This window comes from Nocardioides sp. NPDC057767, from assembly GCF_042798275.1.
GTDB lineage: Bacteria > Actinomycetota > Actinomycetes > Propionibacteriales > Nocardioidaceae > Nocardioides.
The window spans coordinates 109,104-127,222 of the sequence record NZ_JBHVKJ010000001.1; the positions used below are offsets into that span (position 1 = coordinate 109,104).

17 protein-coding genes are annotated in these 18,119 nt (G+C 69.1%); 12 read left to right on the top strand and 5 right to left on the bottom strand.

All coding sequences use genetic code 11. From position 1 onward, the window contains the following. Positions 1-39: 39 nt before the first annotated feature. From ACFVDI_RS00505 to ACFVDI_RS00515, 3 genes are all read left to right on the top strand, one after another. On the top strand, positions 40-1,356 hold the full coding sequence (locus ACFVDI_RS00505; protein WP_378899194.1) for a mechanosensitive ion channel: 1,317 nt from the start codon (positions 40-42) through the stop codon (positions 1,354-1,356). Between the two features lie 151 nt (positions 1,357-1,507). Continuing rightward, positions 1,508-2,359, top strand: coding sequence for a PadR family transcriptional regulator (locus tag ACFVDI_RS00510; protein WP_378899196.1), 852 nt, complete (start codon positions 1,508-1,510; stop codon positions 2,357-2,359). 189 nt (positions 2,360-2,548) lie between these two features. Further along, positions 2,549-3,484 carry a type IV toxin-antitoxin system AbiEi family antitoxin domain-containing protein gene (locus ACFVDI_RS00515; RefSeq protein ID WP_378899198.1) on the top strand — a complete coding sequence of 312 codons (936 nt, stop codon included), beginning with the start codon at positions 2,549-2,551 and terminating at the stop codon, positions 3,482-3,484. Between the two features lie 101 nt (positions 3,485-3,585). Here ACFVDI_RS00515 and ACFVDI_RS00520 read toward each other — a convergent pair whose 3' ends face one another. Beyond that, a complete protein-coding gene (locus ACFVDI_RS00520; protein WP_378899200.1) occupies positions 3,586-4,818 on the bottom strand; it encodes a low temperature requirement protein A in 1,233 nt (410 codons plus the stop codon). Positions 4,819-4,938: 120 nt separating this feature from the next. Between ACFVDI_RS00520 and ACFVDI_RS00525 the strand changes: the two genes are divergently transcribed. Beyond that, complete coding sequence (locus tag ACFVDI_RS00525) at positions 4,939-5,610, top strand: SIMPL domain-containing protein (RefSeq protein ID WP_378899202.1); 672 nt, start codon at positions 4,939-4,941, stop codon at positions 5,608-5,610. Positions 5,611-5,634: 24 nt separating this feature from the next. Here ACFVDI_RS00525 and ACFVDI_RS00530 read toward each other — a convergent pair whose 3' ends face one another. After that, a complete protein-coding gene (locus tag ACFVDI_RS00530) occupies positions 5,635-6,798 on the bottom strand; it encodes an ROK family protein (RefSeq protein ID WP_328527892.1) in 1,164 nt (387 codons plus the stop codon). Between the two features lie 105 nt (positions 6,799-6,903). Between ACFVDI_RS00530 and edd the strand changes: the two genes are divergently transcribed. Next, on the top strand, positions 6,904-8,787 hold the full coding sequence (gene edd / locus ACFVDI_RS00535; protein WP_378899204.1) for a phosphogluconate dehydratase: 1,884 nt from the start codon (positions 6,904-6,906) through the stop codon (positions 8,785-8,787). Then, the gene (gene eda, locus ACFVDI_RS00540; protein ID WP_378899206.1) at positions 8,780-9,409 is read left to right on the top strand and encodes a bifunctional 4-hydroxy-2-oxoglutarate aldolase/2-dehydro-3-deoxy-phosphogluconate aldolase; all 630 of its coding nucleotides are present in this window, start codon (positions 8,780-8,782) and stop codon (positions 9,407-9,409) included. The genes edd and eda overlap by 8 nt, the downstream gene beginning before the upstream one ends. Before the next feature lie 70 nt (positions 9,410-9,479). Here eda and ACFVDI_RS00545 read toward each other — a convergent pair whose 3' ends face one another. Then, entirely contained in the window at positions 9,480-10,793 is a 1,314-nt protein-coding gene (locus tag ACFVDI_RS00545) for an exo-beta-N-acetylmuramidase NamZ domain-containing protein (protein ID WP_378899208.1), read from the bottom strand. 199 nt (positions 10,794-10,992) lie between these two features. Here ACFVDI_RS00545 and ACFVDI_RS00550 point away from each other — a divergent pair, with 199 nt between their 5' ends. From ACFVDI_RS00550 to ACFVDI_RS00560, 3 genes are all read left to right on the top strand, one after another. Then, positions 10,993-11,247, top strand: a complete 255-nt coding sequence (locus ACFVDI_RS00550; protein ID WP_378899210.1) for a DUF3311 domain-containing protein — start codon at positions 10,993-10,995, stop codon at positions 11,245-11,247. After that, the gene (gene mctP / locus ACFVDI_RS00555; RefSeq protein WP_378899211.1) at positions 11,244-12,884 is read left to right on the top strand and encodes a monocarboxylate uptake permease MctP; all 1,641 of its coding nucleotides are present in this window, start codon (positions 11,244-11,246) and stop codon (positions 12,882-12,884) included. Before ACFVDI_RS00550 ends, mctP begins: the two co-directional genes overlap by 4 nt. A 520-nt stretch (positions 12,885-13,404) precedes the next feature. Next, positions 13,405-13,890: a hypothetical protein gene (locus ACFVDI_RS00560; protein WP_378899213.1), complete on the top strand. Its 486-nt coding sequence runs from the start codon at positions 13,405-13,407 to the stop codon at positions 13,888-13,890. A 112-nt stretch (positions 13,891-14,002) separates the two neighbouring features. On the opposite strand, the gene ACFVDI_RS00565 is transcribed toward ACFVDI_RS00560, so the two are convergent. Together ACFVDI_RS00565 and ACFVDI_RS00570 are read right to left on the bottom strand one after the other, a co-directional pair. After that, positions 14,003-14,608 carry a YceI family protein gene (locus tag ACFVDI_RS00565; protein WP_328527885.1) on the bottom strand — a complete coding sequence of 202 codons (606 nt, stop codon included), beginning with the start codon at positions 14,606-14,608 and terminating at the stop codon, positions 14,003-14,005. A 188-nt stretch (positions 14,609-14,796) separates the two neighbouring features. Further along, positions 14,797-14,928, bottom strand: a complete 132-nt coding sequence (locus ACFVDI_RS00570; protein ID WP_281285070.1) for a hypothetical protein — start codon at positions 14,926-14,928, stop codon at positions 14,797-14,799. 215 nt (positions 14,929-15,143) lie between these two features. Here ACFVDI_RS00570 and ACFVDI_RS00575 point away from each other — a divergent pair, with 215 nt between their 5' ends. Genes ACFVDI_RS00575 through ACFVDI_RS00585 form a run of 3 tightly spaced genes read left to right on the top strand, consistent with a single transcriptional unit; the run spans position 15,144 to position 18,074 of the window. After that, complete coding sequence (locus ACFVDI_RS00575) at positions 15,144-15,407, top strand: hypothetical protein (RefSeq protein ID WP_378899215.1); 264 nt, start codon at positions 15,144-15,146, stop codon at positions 15,405-15,407. 14 nt (positions 15,408-15,421) lie between these two features. Next, entirely contained in the window at positions 15,422-17,245 is a 1,824-nt protein-coding gene (glmS, locus tag ACFVDI_RS00580; RefSeq protein WP_378899217.1) for a glutamine--fructose-6-phosphate transaminase (isomerizing), read from the top strand. Between the two features lie 22 nt (positions 17,246-17,267). Then, entirely contained in the window at positions 17,268-18,074 is an 807-nt protein-coding gene (locus ACFVDI_RS00585; protein WP_378899219.1) for an MOSC domain-containing protein, read from the top strand. Positions 18,075-18,119: the final 45 nt, after the last annotated feature.

Sequence of the window (18,119 nt, forward strand, 5' to 3'; positions counted from 1 at the left end):
GGCACCCTGAATCCAATACCCGTATGGGGGGAGAGATACATGGATGCCTTGAAGGACATCGATTGGGTGGCTCTCGGCGGCAAGGTACTTGCCGCAATCGCCATCCTCGTCGTCACGTGGATCATCGCCAAGATCGTCGCGTGGGCGTTCAAGAAGCTGACCTCGAAGATCGGAGTGCTCCAGAGGGCCGGCTCGGACGGCGACAGCATCGGCGCGAGTCTCGGCTCGGTGGCAGCCCTTCTCGTCTGGCTGTTCGGCCTGATTGCGCTGCTGCAGCTCTTTGGGCTATCGCAGGTGCTCGCACCGATCCAGGGTCTGCTCGACGGGATCCTCGGATTCCTGCCGAACCTCATCGGGGCCATCTTCGTGTTCATCGTCGGTGCGCTGCTCGCCAAGGTCGTGCGCCAGCTCGTCGAGACCGCTCTCGGGGCGCTGCCGTGGGACCGCTGGCTCGGTGACGGCGCTCGCACGGCGAGCGACAGGATGGACGCCACGGTGGGGGTCGACCCGAACCGCACCCGAGTGTCGGGTGAGGCGCCGGGGACCGCTCCGCCGGGATCCGCGGCTACCACGGGTACCTCGCAGGGTCACCAGATCGTCAAGGTCATCGGCCTGGTCCTCTACTCGATGATCATGATCGTGGTCGCGATCGCCGCCCTGCAGATCCTCGGCATCTCGTCGATCTCCGACCCGGCCACCGACATGCTCGACATGATCCTGGCGGCCATCCCGAAGATCATCGCCGCGGGCATCCTGCTCGCGATCGGCGTCTTCATCGCCCGCTTCGCCGCCGATCTGATCGGTGGCATCGTCGACGGCGTCGGCCTGGACCGTTCGCTGCACTCGATGGACGTGCTTCCCGCCGACAAGAGCGCCACCCCGGCGATCACCAAGATCGTGCAGATCGGCATCGTGCTGTTCTTTGCCGTCATGGCTGCGCAGATGCTCGATTTCCCGCAGATCACCGCCTTCATCAGCGAGGTGCTCGAGCTGGGTGGCAAGGTCATCTTCGGTGCGGCGATCATCGCTGCCGGCTTCTTCATCGCGACGACGATCGCCAAGCTGGTCTCCGGTGCGGCGTCGCAGATCCTGAAGTACGCCACGATCGCGCTGTTCGTCGCCATCGGGCTGAAGTTCATGGGTCTGGCCGACTCGATCATCAACCTCGGCTTCGGTGCCGTGGTCGTCGGTGGTGCCGCTGCCGCGGCGCTCGCCTTCGGCCTGGGTGGTCGCGACGCTGCCGCCCGGCAGCTGGATCGGCTCCAGGCGGAGGGTGGTGTGCGCGCGGCCACCACGCCGACCACGCCCCAGACCCCGCCGACGACCCCGCCGCCGCCCCAGACGCCTGGCGTCTGATCGCAGCGCCGACCGTCAGGGTCTGACTCAGGGAGCCCCCGGATTTCCGGGGGCTCCCTTCCATTTCGCTTGAACGGGTCGGAGGAGCGGCGTAAGATCACGATATATCGCGAAGGAACGCGATCTAGTCTTCCGAATGAGAGTGAAACTGATGAGCTACAACAACAACCCTTGGGGTGAGTGGATCGACCAGATGGGTCGAGAGTTCGGCAAGGGCGGCCCGCGCCGCTCCCATGGCTGGCAGGGTGGTCCCGGCTGGGGCGGTCCCGGATGGGGTGGTCCCGGTTGGCAGGGCGGCCACCACGGTCGCGGCCGCGGACCGGCTGGTCCGCCGCCGTGGATCGCGGCGCTGCTCGGCTTCGACAACCAGCCCCCGCAGCGGCCTGGCCCCCGGGTCCGTCGTGGTGACGTACGGTCCGCGATCATCTACGTGATGGCCGAAGCGGCCGAGCAGGGCCAGGTCATCAACGGCTACCAGGTGATCCAGCAGATCTCCGAGCGCAGCTCGGGTGAGTGGCGGCCGAGCCCCGGCTCGGTCTACCCGACCATCCAGCAGCTCGAGGACGAGGGTCTCGTGGAGTCCGACGACGAGCACGGCCGTCGGGCGATCCGGCTGACCGAGGCCGGAAAGGCCTACGCCGCCGAGCACAAGGACGAGCTGGCCGCTGTGTGGAAGCCGTTCGACAAGGCCGTCGACAACGCCCGTGCCGGTGGCCGTGGTGGCCGCGGCGGTCAGGGAGTCGGCGACCTCGCCGGCTTCGGGATCCTCGGCGGCGAGCTCGCCCAGGTGCTCCCGGCCGTGTGGCAGCTCGCCACCTCCGGCACCGACGCCCAGCGCCAGGCCGCCGCAGACGTCCTCGCCGACACCCGCCGCAAGCTCTACGGCCTCCTCGCGGCCGGCGACGACGAGACCGTTCCAGGTGAGGGGGCAGTGACCGCCGAGCAGATCGACGAGGCCGAGGAGACGGAGGACGGTGACGCCGGCCCCGAGCCGAAGGCCTGATGTCCCACTTGTGGGGAGAGATCCCCACCCGCAGGTAGGTTCCCCACGCTCCGGAGCGTGGGGAACCTACACATTCGTGGGGGATGTCTGTGGGCCAGTTGCTGTCCACAGAGCATGCTCGGGACCAGGTTGTCCACAGGTCGTCTGATCACGGTTTCGCCTGCGACGGCTCGGGTTGATGCTGGCGCCATGAGGTCATTGCGCGCGGTCACCAGGAAGGCCGGGTTCTTCACGCGGGCTGAAGCCCTTGCGGCGGGCTGCACCGTCAACGACATCCGTGCGGCCGTGCGCCTCGGTGATTGGCGCCGTCTGCGGAAGGGCGCCTATGTCTTCGCCGACGAATGGGCGTCGCTCGAGGACACCGACCGACATTGGCTCCGCACACGTGCGGCGGTTCGGGCGCTCGGTGACGACGTCGCGGTCAGCCATGCGAGTGGCGTGGTCGCCCACGCCATCGACGACTGGCGGTTGGACCTGACGCGGATCCACGTGACCCGACTCGATGCCCGCTCGGGCCGAACCATCGGTGACGTCGTCCAACACGAGCGTGGGAGGGGCGATCTCGAGATCCGCAATGTCGCCGGCATTCGGGTGCTGGCGCCGCAGCGGTGTGTGCTCGAGGCTGCCGTTCACCTCGAGCCGGAGGCAGCTTTCTGTCTCTTGGAGTCCGGGCTGCGTTCGAAGCAGTTCGATCGCGGCGATCTGGAGACGGCGTACGCCGCGATGCACGCCCGGCATCGGATGGGGCGGCTGCAACCCCTCATCGCCTTGGCTGGTCCGCGTTCGGGGTCGGTGGCCGAATCACGCGGATCGTGGATCTTCGACCAGGCCGGACTGCCTCGGCCGCAGCAGCAGTGGGAGGTGCTGCGCGCGGACGGGAGTCTCGTGGGCGTGGTCGACTGGGTGTGGCACGAGTGGGGGCTGATCGTAGAGTTCGACGGCAAGGTGAAATACTCCGGCAGGTTCGGTCAGATCGGCACGGACGCCCTCTTCGCCGAGAAGCAGCGGGAGGACGAGATCCGCGAGCTCACCGGCTATCGGTTCCTGCGGCTGACCTGGGAGGACTTGGCCAACCCCGCTCAGATCGTCGCCCGCATCCGTGCGATGTCCCGGGCGGTGATCTGATGCCCCACTCCTCGGGAGAACTCCCCGCCCGCAGGTAGGTTCCCCGCCCTCCGGAGCGTGGGGAACGTCCCGACGGGTGGGGCACCTATCCGCAGGCCCGGTCAGAGTGCGTCGAGGTGGGCGACCAGGTGCCGGTGACCGACCGCCTCGTAGCCGACGATGGTGACCACCGGCGCCAGCGCGACGACGATGAGGCACCACGCCACGGGCACGCCCGCTGCCGCCATCACGACGCTCGCGACCAGCACGACTCCGGTGAGCACGACCAGGAGGATGTGGAACGGGTCGATCACGTGCATGAAGGAGTTGTAGAGGACGTAGAGGAGCAGGGCGTACGCCGCGACCGGGATGGCCACCGACGCGACCGTGCCGACCTCGCCCAGCTTGGACTCGTCCTGCAGCAGGTAGGCGGCGACGTGGAGGCCGGCGCCGGTGGCCGCGATCGAGGCGAAGAGCAGGATGTGCCCGTAGCCCCACAGGAACGAACGGTCGCGGCGGCGGTGGAGCACTTCGGCCCACGGGATCATGAAGTAGGTCCACCACTGGCCGAAGGTCAGACCGATGCCGGCGGCGAGCAGGAGGATCGCCTCGAGGGTCCAGCCGATCTCCGGGTCGTGGACGATCACCGACAGCACCGCGACGGTGCCGATCACGCCCTCGCCCAGGGTGATGATCGTCAGCAGGCCGTAGCGCTCGGCGATGTGGTGGGCGTGCCAGGGCGTGCCACCGAAGTGACGCTCGGCGATGAACGGGCCGACCAGTTCGATGATCAGCGGCACCAGCATCGCGGCGAACGCGGTCGCAACGTCGAGCGGCAGGATGGCGACGATGCACCACATCACCTGTGCGGTGAGGATCGTGATCAGGTAGACCCGGTGCGCGCTGCGGCGAGCCGGATCCTGGCGCCAGGCGCGCATCCACTGGCCACACAGGGCGACCCGCATCACGACGTACCCGGCGATGACGATCTCGTTGTGGAGGCGGTCGCCCTCGTGGATGCTCTCGAACGTCTCCGGCAGGCCGAGCGCCAAGATGATCACGCCGATCATCTGCACCATCGTGAGCAGCCGGAACGCCCAGTCGTCTGTGTCGTAGGCCGAGGCCATCCAGGAGTAGTTGATCCACGCCCAGCAGATCGCGAACGACGCGAAGCAGAACGCCACGATCCCGGCGGCGACGTGTCCCTCCGCGAGCTGATGGGCGAGCTCGTTGCCGCTCACCCCGAACGCAACGACGAAGGTGAGATCGAAGAGCAGCTCCAAGGGTGTCGCGGCCCGATGCTCCTCGTGCGGGTCGCGTCCGGTCATCTGCCGCAGGCGGCTCGTTTCATTCACCCTGGTGAGGATAGGTCCTGACGGCGTACGTTTTCCTGGCATGAGCGAGCGTCAGCGAGCGACAACAGACCTCATGCCGCCGATTTCGTATTCTTCGACCTGCAGAACGGAAGCGGCGGCATGAGCGAGATCCTGATCAAGGTGCGTGGGTCACACAGTGTCGAGGTGGCTCCGGAGCGTGGGGTGGTCTCGGCCGAGGTCCGGTTCGACGGCGCCTCACCGGAGCCGGTGATGGAGCGGCTGCAGCGTGGGCTGCAGAGCGTGCGTACGGAGCTGGAGCGGCTCGAGCAGGAGGGCGCGGTCGAGCGGTTCCTGGTCCAGCGGGTGCGCACGTCGGCCGAGCGGCCCTGGCACCAGGACGGCAAGCGGCTGCCGCTGGTGCACCATGCGTCCGTGGGTCTCGCGGTCGAGTTCATCGACTTCACGGTGCTGGCGACCTGGATCGGCCGTACGGCCGGCGACGAGGGGCTCCAGGTCCACGAGGTCTCCTGGCGGCTCACCAAGGACAGCCGGTTGAAGGTCGAGCGTGACGTACGTCAGGAGGCGGTGCGTCAGGCCAAGGTGCGTGCGCAGGACTACGCCGATGCCCTCGATCTCGGCCCGGTCGCGGTCCGGAGCATCAACGACGTCGGCGTCAGCCGCGAGGTGGCGTACGAGTCGGCGACCATGGCCATGCCGGCCGCCGCCAAGTTCGCGGACGCCGGGTCGGCGGCCCCCGACCTGGCCTTCGACCCCGACGACATCTCGGTCTACGCCGAGGTCGAGGCCGCCTTCACGGTCGCGACCCCCTGACGGTCGCGCCGCCCGGCGAGAGGGCTACTTCGCGGCGGCGCCCAGGTGGGCGTCGAGGCGCTCGGGAGAGAGCAGGTGATTGATGGCCACCGCGGCGCAGCCGACCATGCCGGTCGAGTCGGCGTGGGTGGAGGGGACGAAGGTCAGGTCGCGGGTGGCCAGGGCGGTGGAGCGCGAGTAGACGGTCTCGCGGACACCCGCGGTGAACAGATCGAACGCGGCGGCCATGTCGCCACCGATGACCACGACCTCGGGGTTGAGCAGGTTGATCGCGATCGCCAGCACCTCGCCGAGCTGGCGCCCGGCCTCGCGCAGCAGACCCCGGGCGATCGCGTCGCCGGCCAGTGCGGCGGCGACGAGGTCGCGGATGTGGCCGGCGGAGACGCCGGAGTCGACCAGCCCCTGGGTCAGCGCCCAGCCCGCGGCGACCGTCTCCAGGCAGCCGGTCGCCCCGCAACGGCAGGGGCGCTCGCCGGCGGACTCGACCCGGGTGTGGCCGATCTCGCCGACGGCGCCGGCGTGGCCGCGCAGCACCCTGCCGTCGGCGATGACGGCCAGCCCGAGGCCGGTCGACGCCTTCACGACGAGCGCGTCACGCGGGTGCAGGCCGCTCCCGAAGAGCTCGGCGGTGGCCAGCGCGTCGGTGTCGTTGACGAGCACCAACGGACCGTCGGTGAGCCGCTCGAAGTAGGGGGCGAGCGCGATGCCGTCCCAGCCCCGCATCACCGGTGAGTCGACCGAGACCAGGCGGACGGGGTCGACGACGCCCGGCAGGCTCATCCCGACGCCGAGCACGGGCGGCTCGATGCCCTCGAGGAGCCGCTCCAGACGGTCGGTCACGTCGGGCATCAGGTCGTCGGCGGCGATGCCGACCTCGTGGTCACGGGTGTCGCCGGCGAGCTCGCGGCCGTCGAGGTCGAAGACGGCGAGCTGGCTGCGGGAGCGCCCGATCGCCACCGCCAGGACGACGCCGGCGTCGGCGTTGAAGGTCAACGAGCCCGGCGGCCGGCCACCGGTCGAGGCGAGCTCCTCGCCGGTGAGGATCAGCCCGGCATCGACCAGGGCGGAGACCCGAGAGACCACGGCCGTACGCGACAGGCCGGTCGTCTTCTGCAGATCACTGCGGGTCACGGCGCGTCCTGAGCGCACCAGATCGAGTACGTCGGCGGCGGTTGTCATCTCGGGCATGAGACGAGCCTACGCTACTTATGTCTTCGATGTACCAAAGATTTACTTGTATCGATCCAAAGATCGTGACATTGTGTGCCAAAGCACACAGCCTTTGGAGGACCCGTGACTGCCGTTTCCCCCACCGTCGCCGACGTCACCGCGCGTCTCATCGAGCGCTCGGCCGCCACCCGGGCGGACTACCTGGCCCGCATCGCGGCCGCCCGAGTCGCCGGGCCCGCCCGCGGCCGGCTCGCGTGCAGCAACCTGGCCCACGGTTTCGCGGCCTCCACCGCGCCGACGAAGGCCGAGCTCAAGGTGATCACCCCCGCGGCGAAGCCCAATGTCGCGATCGTGACGTCCTACAACGACATGCTCTCGGCCCACGCGCCCTACGAGACCTACCCGCCGCTCCTCAAGGCCGCGGTCATGCGGGCCGGCGGGCTGGCGCAGGTCGCCGGCGGCGTACCCGCCATGTGCGACGGCATCACCCAGGGCCGCGACGGCATGCAGGTCTCCCTCTTCTCCCGCGACGTGATCGCGATGTCGGCCGGGATCGCCCTGTCGCACGACATGTTCGACGCCGCGCTGATGCTCGGCGTGTGCGACAAGATCGTGCCGGGGCTGATGATCGGCGCGCTCTCCTTCGGCCACCTGCCGACCGTCTTCGTGCCGGCCGGCCCGATGTCCTCCGGCCTTCCCAACAAGGAGAAGGCCCGCGTCCGCCAGCGGTACGCAGCGGGCGAGGCCACCCGCGAGGAGCTGCTCGAAGCCGAGGCCGCCAGCTACCACTCCCGCGGCACCTGCACCTTCTACGGCACCGCCAACTCCAACCAGCTGCTGATGGAGGTGCTCGGCCTGCACCTGCCGGGCTCCTCGTTCGCGTCGCCGGACACGCTGCTGCGTGCCGCGCTCAACCGCGCAGCCGCCGAGCGGGCCACCGAGCTGGCGCTCACCGGTGGTCCCGGCATCGGCGAGATGATCGACGAGAAGTCGATCATCAACGCGTGCGTCGCGCTGCTCGCTTCGGGTGGTTCGACCAACCATACGATGCACCTGGTCGCCATCGCCCGTGCGGCCGGGATCCAGCTCACCTGGGCCGATCTCTCCGACCTGTCGCCGGTCGTGCCGCTGCTCACCCGGATGTACCCCAACGGCTCCGCCGACGTGAACCACTTCCACGCCGCCGGCGGCGTGAGCTTCCTGATCCGCACCCTGCTCGAGGCCGGGCTGCTCCACGAGGACGTCACCACGATCCTGGGCCCGGGGCTGTCGGCCTACACCCAGGAGTCGCGGCTCACCCGCGACGGCGAGATCGAGCTGGTCGAGGGCGCCCCGATCTCCGGCGACCTCGACGTGCTGCGGCCGGCCGACGACCCGTTCTCACCCGACGGTGGCCTGCGGATGCTGACCGGCGACCTCGGCACCGCCGTCATCAAGACCTCGGCGGTCGCGCCCGAGCACCGGGTGGTCTCCGCCCCGGCAGTGGTCTTCGACGACCAGGCCGACTTCCTCACCGCCTTCTCCGAGAAGCGCCTCGACGGCCGCGACTTCGTCGCGGTGATCCGCTACCAGGGCCCCGCGGCCAACGGCATGCCCGAGCTGCACAAGCTCACCCCGGCGCTCGGGGTCATGCAGGACCGCGGTCAGCACGTCGCGATCGTCACCGACGGCCGGATGTCCGGTGCGTCGGGGAAGGTGCCCGCCGCCATCCATCTCACCCCCGAGGCCGCGCTCGGCGGGCCGCTCGCCCGCGTGCAGGACGGCGACCTGATCACCGTCGACGCCGTCGCCGGCACCCTGAGCATCGGGGTCGACCCCGACGAGTTCGCGCACCGCCCGACCACCGGCCGAGCACCGCTCGACGCCGAGTGGCGCGGCACCGGCCGTGAGCTCTTCAGTGCCTTCCGTGCCACCGTCGGCTCTGCCGACACCGGCGCCTCCGTCTTCCCGTTCGCTCAAATCCAGCAGAGCGCCGCATCGTCCCAGGAGAGCCCCGTCCATGTCTGACCTGAAGTCCACCGACCTGCTCGACCTCTCCCCGGTGATCCCGGTCGTCGTCGTCGACGCCCTCGACCAGGCGGTTCCGGTGGCCCGCGCCCTCGCCGAGGGTGGCGTGCCCGTGGTCGAGCTGACGCTGCGTACGCCGGTGGCGCTCGACGCCATCCGCGCCATCGCCGAGGAGGTGCCGGAGGTCCTGATCGGCGCCGGCACGGTGACGACGCCGCTGCTCGCCAAGGAGGCCGCCGCGGCCGGGGCACAGTTCCTCGTCTCGCCGGGTGCGACCCCGACGCTGCTCGGCGCGATGCGCGACACCGGTCTGCCGTTCCTGCCCGGCACCGCCACCGTCTCCGAGGCCCTTGCGGTCCTCGAGACCGGCCACACCGCGATGAAGTTCTTCCCTGCCGAGGCCTCCGGCGGCGCCAAGTTCCTGGGTTCGCTGCCCTCGGTGCTGCCCGACGCCCGCTTCTGCCCCACCGGCGGCATCACGCTCGCCACGGCGCCCAGCTACCTCGGCCTCCGCAACGTCGGCTGCGTGGGCGGCTCCTGGCTCACCCCCGCCGACGCGCTCGCCTCCGGCGACTGGGACCGCGTCACCGCGCTCGCGGCCGCCACCGCCGCCCTCCGCTGATCCGTACCACTGCCGAGTCGGCGCGTTCGAACGCGCCGACTCGGCGGGGTTTCGGTACGAACCGGCCCGGTCAGCGGTAGATCAGGTACTGGCGGCGGGTCGCGTCGAACGCGGCCAGCTCGTCGCGCCAGGCAGCCTGGACCTCGTCGCCGGTGGCGCCGGCGTCGATCTGCGTACGCAGCCTCGTCGATCCGGTGAGCTTGTCGATCCAGAACGGGCGGGCGGTGTCCCATGAGTCCTGGCGCCAGGCGAACTCGGGATAGAGGGCCTTCGCGGTGACCAGCATCTCGACCCCGGCACGGATGGGGTCGAACCGGTCGCGGTCCTGGATCGTGACCTGCACGCCTCCGCAGACCTGGCCGGCGAACTTGTTGACCGACGGGTTGAAGTAGGCCTCCCGGAACGTCACGCCCGGCAGGTCGGCCTCCTCCAGCGCCGCGGCCCAGCGGTGGTCGACGAACGGCGCCCCGATCAGCTCGAACGGCTTGGTGGTGCCGCGTCCCTCGGAGAGGTTGGTGCCCTCGAACATGCAGGTCCCGGGGTAGGCCAGCGCGGTGTCGGGGGTCGGCATGTTGGGGCTCGGCAGGATGAAGTCGAGCCCGGTGTCGGCGTACAGCGTCGTCCTCCTCCACCCGGAGACCTGGACGACGTCGAGCTGGTCGAGCCGGGCGCCGGCATGCTCCTCGAGGAACTCGCCGTCGAAGAACCGGGCCAGCTCGCCGACCGACATCCCGTGCTGCTGGACGATCTCGCGGGCGCCGACGCCCGAGGTGTACGCCGCCGTCATCATCGGGCCGCGGGCGGTCCCGCCCACGGGGTTGGGCCGGTCGAGGACCACGAAGCGCTTGCCGGTGGCGACCGCCGCCTGCATCGCCGTCCACATCGTCCAGATGTAGGTGTAGAACCGGGAGCCGACGTCCTGGATGTCGAAGACGACGGTCTCGACGTCGGCGGTCGTGAACAGCTCCCGCATCTTCGCCACGTTCGCGCCGTAGGCGTCGTAGACGGTCAGCCCGGTGCGCTCGTCGACGAACGTCCCTTCCGAGCCGCCCGCCTGGGCCGTGCCGCGGAAGCCGTGCTCCGGTCCGAACACTCCGGCGATGGTCACGGCGCCCGACTCGTGCATCTCGTCGACGATGTTGCGCAGGTTGCGCAGCACTCCGGTGGGGTTGGTGATGATGCCGACCCGTTCGCCGGACAGCACCGACCAGCCGTCGGCCGCGGCACGGTCGGCGCCCGGCCGGACGGCCTCGCCGCGTCCGAGCGGCTCGACGGTCGCGCTCGCCGCGCCGCTCGATCCGGCGAGAAGCGGAGTCGCCGCGGCGCCGGCCACGGCAGCGCCGAGCAGACGGCGCCGATCGATCCTGGGGACTTCAGTGCTCATGGGGCGCTCCTGTGCCGAGGGGGAGGATCACCTTGCAGGCTAGCCCTGAAGACGTCGCGCGGCAGGCGATTCGACCGTTCGTCGCCGCAGATCGACCGTTCGTCGTCGTGCCGGTCGATTTGGGCTGGACACCGCCGACGAATGTGACCAAGGTCACAGATCGCCCAAACCCCACATCGACAGATCTCGGAGGTGACCCATGCCGTCCCCGTCCAAGGGCTCGTGGATCCTCGTCGGGGTCCTCCTGGTCGCGGCAGCAGCCCCGTCACTCGCGGTTCCGCTGTACGCGAAGGAGGATCCGACGTTCGCCGGATTCCCGTTCTACTTCTGGTTCCAGCTCGTCCTCATCCCCTGCTCGGTCCTGTTCACGACCGTTGCCTACTTCGTCGCCAAGGCTGCGTTCCGGCGTGACCGTGCCGCCGCCGGGCGTCCGTGGAAGGAGGGTGGCCAGTGAGCGCCGTAGCGGTCTCCGTCTTCGCCTTCCTCTTCCTGCTGGTCACGATCCTCGGCTTCTCCGCCGCGCGCTGGCGGCGGGCGAAGTCGATGGACAACCTCGACGAGTGGGGCCTCGGCGGCCGTGGTTTCGGTACGTTCGTGGCCTGGTTCCTCATCGGCGGCGATCTCTACACGGCCTACACCTTCATCGCCGTCCCCGCGACGCTGTTCGCCGGCGCCGCCGTCGGCTTCTTCGCCGTGCCCTACACGATCCTCGTCTACCCGATCATCTTCGCGTTCCTGCCGAAGCTGTGGTCGGTCTCGCACAAGCACGGGTACGTCACCCCGGCCGACTTCGTCACCGGCCGCTACGGGTCCAAGTCCCTCGGCCTCGCGGTCGCGCTCACCGGGCTGCTCGCCACGATGCCCTACATCGCGCTGCAGCTGGTGGGCATGGAGGTCGTGCTCGAGGTGATGGGCCTGCAGAGCGACTCGTCGAACTGGTTCATCCGTGACCTGCCGCTGTTCATCGCGTTCGCGGTGCTGGCTGCCTACACGTACTCCTCCGGGTTGCGGGCGCCGGCACTGATCGCGTTCGTGAAGGACTCGCTGATCTACATCGTGATCATCGTCGCGATCATCTACATCCCGTCGCAGCTCGGTGGCTGGGCCAACATCTTCGAGACGGTGCAGGGCAGCTTCGACACCTTCAACACCGAGAACGCCGACGCGATCGCCGCCGGCGACGCGGCGCCGAAGGCGCTCTTCCCGTCGCAGGCGGCCGGTCAGTGGGCGTACGCCTCGCTCGCCCTCGGCTCGGCGCTGGCGCTGTTCATGTATCCGCACTCGATCACGGGTGTCCTCTCCACGCGCAGCCGCAACGTGATCCGCCGCAACGCCTCGCTGCTGCCGGCGTACTCGTTCCTGCTGGGCCTCCTGGCGCTGCTCGGGTTCGTCGCGCTCGCGGCGGGGGTGATGGTCGGCGACCCGCCGAACCCGCAGCTCGCGATCCCGCAGCTCTTCGAGGATCAGTTCCCGGCCTGGTTCGCGGGTGTCGCGTACGCCGCGATCATCATCGGCGCCCTGGTGCCGGCGGCGATCATGTCGATCGCGGCCGCGAACCTGTGGACGCGCAACATCTACAAGGCCTACCTCCGGCCCGAAGCGACCCCGCAGGACGAGGCCAAGCAGGCCAAGATCGTGTCCCTGATCGTGAAGTTCGGGGCGCTGCTCTTCGTGCTGGGGCTGTCGAAGTCGTACGCCATCAACCTGCAGCTGCTCGGAGGTGTCTGGATCCTGCAGACGCTGCCCGCGATCGTCGTCGGGCTCTACACCCGATGGTTCCACCGCTGGGCGGTCCTGGCCGGCTGGGCGGTCGGGATGGCGTACGGGACGTACGTCGCGTACGGCGTCTCCTCGCCCACGCAGGAGCACTTCGGCGGGCCACTGGCGCCGTTCCCGGGCACCGAGACGCCGATCTACATCGCCCTCACCGCATTCCTGCTGAACATCATCGTGGTCGTCGTGCTGACCCCGATCCTGAGGGCTCTCGGCGTGGCCGACGGTGAAGATGCCACGGTGGCCTCGGACTACTCGGTCGACGCCGGTGACGAGGGTGTCGTCGACGAGCTGAGCTCGACGACGGAAGTGCGCTGAGCGACTCCGAGCAAAGTCCCGCAAACACGTCCCAGTGACGTGTTTGCGGGACTTCTTCCATATTTCTGAAGTAACTGCAACATCCATGCACGGAAGTACGTAACAAGTATCGAAAGGGTCTGATCCGGACCGATCTCGGGAGCGTCCATGTGGGGCAATGAGGCAGTGATGGCCTCGACGAGGAGTCGAGGCCGCGGTGTCAGCCGGGCCGTACCGGCTCGCCACGCCCTGCCCGAAGCCGCGACCGAGCGTGATGATGAGCAACGGATCCATGCAGGCGATTGGGCGCCGGGGGGCGTCGTCTGTGTGGATCTACCACCGGGCGTGACAGTGGCAGATCCTCGGGACTGTCTATCCGTCCGGTCCGATGGGTGGGGCTACGAGCGCGACCAGAACTGCGCTCGCTCCGCCCGGCGGGACCCCGTCGGCGCCGCCGCGATCCCCGTGCGCTCGGGCGCCGGGTGTAGGCGCTGACGGGGTCCCGTGTCCCATGCCGTGCAACTCAAGTCAGGAGAACGCGATGAGCTCGAAGGTCTTCGGGGCACTTCGGATGACTGTGGCGGCGACCCTTCTGGCCGGTGGTCTCGTGGCCGCCGGCGCCGGGTTCGCCTGCGCAGACTCGCAGTCCGTCGATCACGCTGACGGGCGGGCCACGCCGGTGGCCGCATCGAAGCCGATCAAGGCTCCGGATCGAGGGCCGGTCGGTCCGGTGACGGTCTCGGGAGAGCAAGCCGGGAGCGACGCAGCGGTGACGGTGACGACCGATGGGACGACGGTCGTGGCCAGTGGCCGTGCGCACCTCGAGTCTCCTGTCGACCAGGCCGGCGGTGGCGTCGTCCACCATGACAAGGACACCGGGCCGCTCCGTAGCGGGCGCGACGTCGGTCTCGGCACTGATCAGCTGGGGTTCGCCGGGGGAGTGACGGGCGACTCCTCGTCCGTCGATGCCGTCGGTACGGCGCGCGTCGGGGCGGAGAAGCACTACTACGTCCCGAACGGATCCTGAGCGTTTCCACGCACGAGCCAGTTCGTCTTCGGCGTCGATGAGACGCCTCGGGGCCACCGGGAGATTTCCCGGTGGCCCCGTCGTGGTTTCACCGACCGTGGTCGGTGTCTCCTCAGGCCTCCGTCTTGATCGCGGAGATGTCGAACTCGAGCTTGATCTTCTCGGAGACGAGCACGCCGCCGGTCTCGAGGGCGGCGTTGAAGGAGAGGCCCCAGTCGGTGCGGTTGATCGCGACGGCACCCTCGAAGCCGACCCGGGTGTTGCCGAACGGGTCCTTGGCCGAGCCGGTCTGCTCGAACGGGACGGTGACCGACTTGGTGTTGCCCTTGATGGTCAGGTCGCCGGTGATGTTCCAGGTCTCGCCGTCGAACTCGACCTCGGTCGACTCGAAGGTGATGTTGGGGTGGGCCTCGTTCTCGAAGAAGTCGCCCGAGAGCAGGTGGCCGTCGCGGTCGGCGTTGCCGGTGTCGACGGAGTCAGCCTTGATCGTGAGCGAGACCTTGGACTTGGCCGGCTCGGCGGTGTCGATCGTCGCGGTGCCCTCGAACTCCTTGAAGGAGCCGCGGACCGTGGTCACCATCGCGTGGCGGGCCGAGAAACCCAGGCGGGTGTGGGCGACGTCGAGGGTGTAGTCACCCGAGATGTCGTCGATGGCGGCGGTCGGGGTGTCGAACTCGGTCGCGGCGGGGGCCGTGTCCTTCTTGCTGAAAATGCCCATGGCGGATGTGCTCCTGGAAGGATTGGTTGAAACTGCAAGCATCATAACGGGGGAATCTCGCGCAATGTTCCCGCTCTCGTGCGCGTTTCTGACGACGGCGGAAGATTGGTTGCAGTGACAACGCTATCCCTAAACGCACGAGGCCCGCTCCCCTGTCGGGGGCGGGCCTCGGAAGCGTTGAGCGGCTGTCAGGCAGCGTGACGGGTGGTCGCGGGGGCACTGACTTCGACCCAGCGGGCCTCCATGTGCTTGCGGCCGCGGCGGTCGACGACAGGGAGCCAGCGAAGCTCGAGCTTGCCAGTCACTTTGTTTCCGTTCATCAGACACCTCCTGTTCACCTTGTGTTCACCTAAGGTACCGCACCTCCACACTGATGTCCAAGCAGTCCGCAAGATGACCCTGTTCGCTCCACCTCGGGGCATCGGAATGCGCGATCTGGATGACCGCCTCCCCACTTGACGACTAACTACCGTTTTCTGCCCGAAATCGGGCAGAAACTTGATCGTGGCGGCTGAAGTGCCCCACAGTTGGTGAGGTGAGTGCCGAGCAACCCCTGATCGATCACCTGGTCGCGACCACCGGGCTCTCGTCCGCGGAGGCGACGCGGGTGGTGGAGGACGTGGTGGCGTACTTCGACGAACCGGTCGAGGACTACGTACGCCGCCGGCACGCACAGCTGAAGACCTACGGCGCGAAGAACGACGCGATCTTCGCGCAGCTGGCCGAGGAGCTTCGGGCGCGGGTCGTTGCTGCGCCCCCGCTGACCGAGCGGCAGCTGCGTCGGCTCATCTACGGATAGGACGGACAGGACACATGTGCGGAATCGTCGGCTACATCGGACCCCAGCAGGCCGCGGGTCTGCTCACCGAGGGGCTGGCCCGGCTCGAGCACCGCGGCTACGACTCGGCGGGCGTCGCGGTGCTGGGCGCCAGGCTCCAGGTGGTGAAGAAGGCCGGGCGCGTACGCGACCTGGTCGATGCCCTCCCGAAGCGGTTCGCCGGCAAGGTCGGCATCGGGCACACCCGGTGGGCCACCCACGGTCCGGCCAACGACACCAACGCGCACCCGCACGTCTCCGCCGACGGGCGAGTGGCGGTTGTCCACAACGGGATTGTCGACAACGCCGCCTCGTTGCGGGAGCGCCTCACCGAGGCGGGCGTGAAGTTGGTCAGCGACACCGACACCGAGGTCTTCGCGCATCTCATCGGATTGTCGACTGCAGACAATCTGGAGGCCAAGGTCGTCGACGCGCTCTCCCAGGTGGAGGGCACCTGGGGGCTGGCCGTCGTGCACGCCGACTTCCCCGACCGGATGGTCGTGGCTCGCAACGGCTCGCCGCTGATCATCGGTGTCGGCGACGGGGAGATGTACGTCGCCTCCGATCTGGCTGCGGTCGTACGCCACACCACGACCGTTGCCCACCTCGACGACGGGGAGCTGGCGACGGTCACCGCGACCGGCTTCACGACCTTCCGCCAGGACCTCACGACGACCGTCACGACGGCCCGTGAGGTCGACGTGGACCCGTCTGCTTACGAGTACGGCGAGCTCGCCGACGAGCCGCGGATGTTCACCGAGATCCTCGAGCAGCCGTCCTCGGTCGAGCGTGCGCTTCGCGGTCGGCTCGACGAGCGGTTCGGCACCGCCCACCTCGGCGGGCTCAACCTCGACCCCCGCGAGCTGCGCGCGATCCGCCGGGTGAAGATCCTCGGCTGCGGCTCCGCCTACTACGTCGGACAGATGGGTGCGGGGCTGATCGAGGAGCTGGCCCGGATCCCCGCCGACGCCGAGGCTGCCTCGGAGTTCCGCTACCGCAACCCGATCATCGAGCCCGACACCCTCTACGTCGCCGTCTCCCAGTCCGGCGAGACCATCGACACCCTGCTCGCGGTCCAGGAGATCAAGCGCAAGGGCGGCCGGGTGCTCGGCGTCGTCAACGTCGTCGGCTCGGCGATCGCGCGCGCGGTCGACGGCGGCATCTACCTGCACGCCGGCCCGGAGATCGCGGTCGCCTCGACCAAGGCGCTCACCAACATGTACGTCGCGTTCTCGCTGCTGGCGCTCCAGCTCGGTCGGGTTCGCGACCTCTCGATCGCCGACGGGAAGCGGCTCATCGCCGGCCTGCAGGCACTGCCGTCCCAGATCGAGGAGATCCTCAAGAGCGAGTCCCACCTCGAGGAGGTGGCGTCGCGGCTGGCCGAGGCGGAGTCGATGTTCTTCGTCGGTCGCGTACGCGGCTACCCGGTCGCCCGCGAAGGCGCGCAGAAGCTGAAGGAGATCTCCTACCGGCACGCCGAGGCCTACCAGACCTCCGAGCTGAAGCACGGCCCGCTCGCGCTGATCTCCGAATCCGTGCCCACGGTGGCGATCGTGCCCCAGGACGAGCTGACCGACCGCAACGTGGCCGCCCTGCACGAGATCAGCGCCCGCCGCGGGCCGCTGGTCGTCGTCACCCACCCCGATGTCGACCTCGGCGAGCTCGACGCACTGCGGGTCGACGTACCGAAGAACGAGGTCGAGCTCGACCCGATCCTGCTGACCATCCCGCTCCAGCTGATCGCCTTCCATGCCGCCAAGGCCCTCGGTCACGACGTCGACAAACCCCGCAATCTCGCAAAATCGGTAACCGTTGAGTAGCCGGGAGCGGTTCAATCGGCCCATGCGTCTGGCGGGTATCAATGTCCATCCGGTGAAGTCGACGGCGATCAGGCCGGTCCAGGAGGCGTACGTCGGCAGGGCCGGGCTCGTCGGGGACCGCGAGTGGATGGTCGTCGATGGTGAGGGGAGGCTCGTCTCGGCGCGGGAGGTCCGTGAGCTCTTCGCCGTCGTCGCCGACACCCCGGCGACGGGCGGCAGCGCCGATCTGCGGCTGAGCGCGCCCGGGCACGAGGCGATCGAGCTGGCGCTCCCGGCCGAGGGCGTACGCGACGTCCAGATGTTCAACCGTCCGAAGATGCGCGTGCGCCCGGCCGGTCCGGAGGCCGACGCGTGGCTGCGCCGTCTCCTCGGCCGCGACGACCTGTCGCTGGTGTGGTGCCACGACCCGTTCCGCCGAGTGCTCGACGTCGAGGACGGGTTCACCGCCTCCGACCACGCCGCCTTCCAGGACGACTCGGCGGTCTCGCTGATCACCGACGCCTCGGTCGCCGCGATCGACGCCTGGAGCGAGGTGACGGTCACCGCGCAGCGGTTCCGGCCCAGTCTCCTGGTCGAGGGTGCCGAGGAGGCGTTCGCGGAGGACGGGTGGACGGAGATCGGCATCGGGCCGGTCCGGTTCCGGGTGGTCACGGCGGTCCCGCGCTGCGTGATGACCACCATCGATCCGGTGACGCTGGAGAAGAGCAAGGACCCGCTGCGTACGCTCGCGGTCCATCGGAAGTGGGACGGCAAGGTCTGGGCTGCGGTGCACCTCGGCGTCGTCCATCCCGGTGAGATCGCGGTCGGCGACGAGGTCATCGTCTCCTGAGTGACGGGGACCACCGCGCCGAGGAATGCCGAGATCGTGCTATAA

Bases quoted from the DNA above. Each gene is read 5' to 3' on its own strand.
- ACFVDI_RS00525 (WP_378899202.1), top strand. From the start codon at position 4,939: ATGAGCGAGATCCTGATCAAGGTGCGTGGGTCACACAGTGTCGAGGTG.
- ACFVDI_RS00550 (WP_378899210.1), top strand. From the start codon at position 10,993: ATGCCGTCCCCGTCCAAGGGCTCGTGGATCCTCGTCGGGGTCCTCCTG.
- ACFVDI_RS00585 (WP_378899219.1), top strand. From the start codon at position 17,268: ATGCGTCTGGCGGGTATCAATGTCCATCCGGTGAAGTCGACGGCGATC.
- ACFVDI_RS00560 (WP_378899213.1), top strand. From the start codon at position 13,405: ATGAGCTCGAAGGTCTTCGGGGCACTTCGGATGACTGTGGCGGCGACC.
- ACFVDI_RS00510 (WP_378899196.1), top strand. From the start codon at position 1,508: ATGAGCTACAACAACAACCCTTGGGGTGAGTGGATCGACCAGATGGGT.
- eda (WP_378899206.1), top strand. From the start codon at position 8,780: ATGTCTGACCTGAAGTCCACCGACCTGCTCGACCTCTCCCCGGTGATC.
- ACFVDI_RS00515 (WP_378899198.1), top strand. From the start codon at position 2,549: ATGAGGTCATTGCGCGCGGTCACCAGGAAGGCCGGGTTCTTCACGCGG.
- ACFVDI_RS00530 (WP_328527892.1), bottom strand. From the start codon at position 6,798: ATGCCCGAGATGACAACCGCCGCCGACGTACTCGATCTGGTGCGCTCA.
- ACFVDI_RS00570 (WP_281285070.1), bottom strand. From the start codon at position 14,928: ATGAACGGAAACAAAGTGACTGGCAAGCTCGAGCTTCGCTGGCTCCCT.
- glmS (WP_378899217.1), top strand. From the start codon at position 15,422: ATGTGCGGAATCGTCGGCTACATCGGACCCCAGCAGGCCGCGGGTCTG.
- ACFVDI_RS00545 (WP_378899208.1), bottom strand. From the start codon at position 10,793: ATGAGCACTGAAGTCCCCAGGATCGATCGGCGCCGTCTGCTCGGCGCT.
- ACFVDI_RS00565 (WP_328527885.1), bottom strand. From the start codon at position 14,608: ATGGGCATTTTCAGCAAGAAGGACACGGCCCCCGCCGCGACCGAGTTC.
- ACFVDI_RS00505 (WP_378899194.1), top strand. From the start codon at position 40: ATGGATGCCTTGAAGGACATCGATTGGGTGGCTCTCGGCGGCAAGGTA.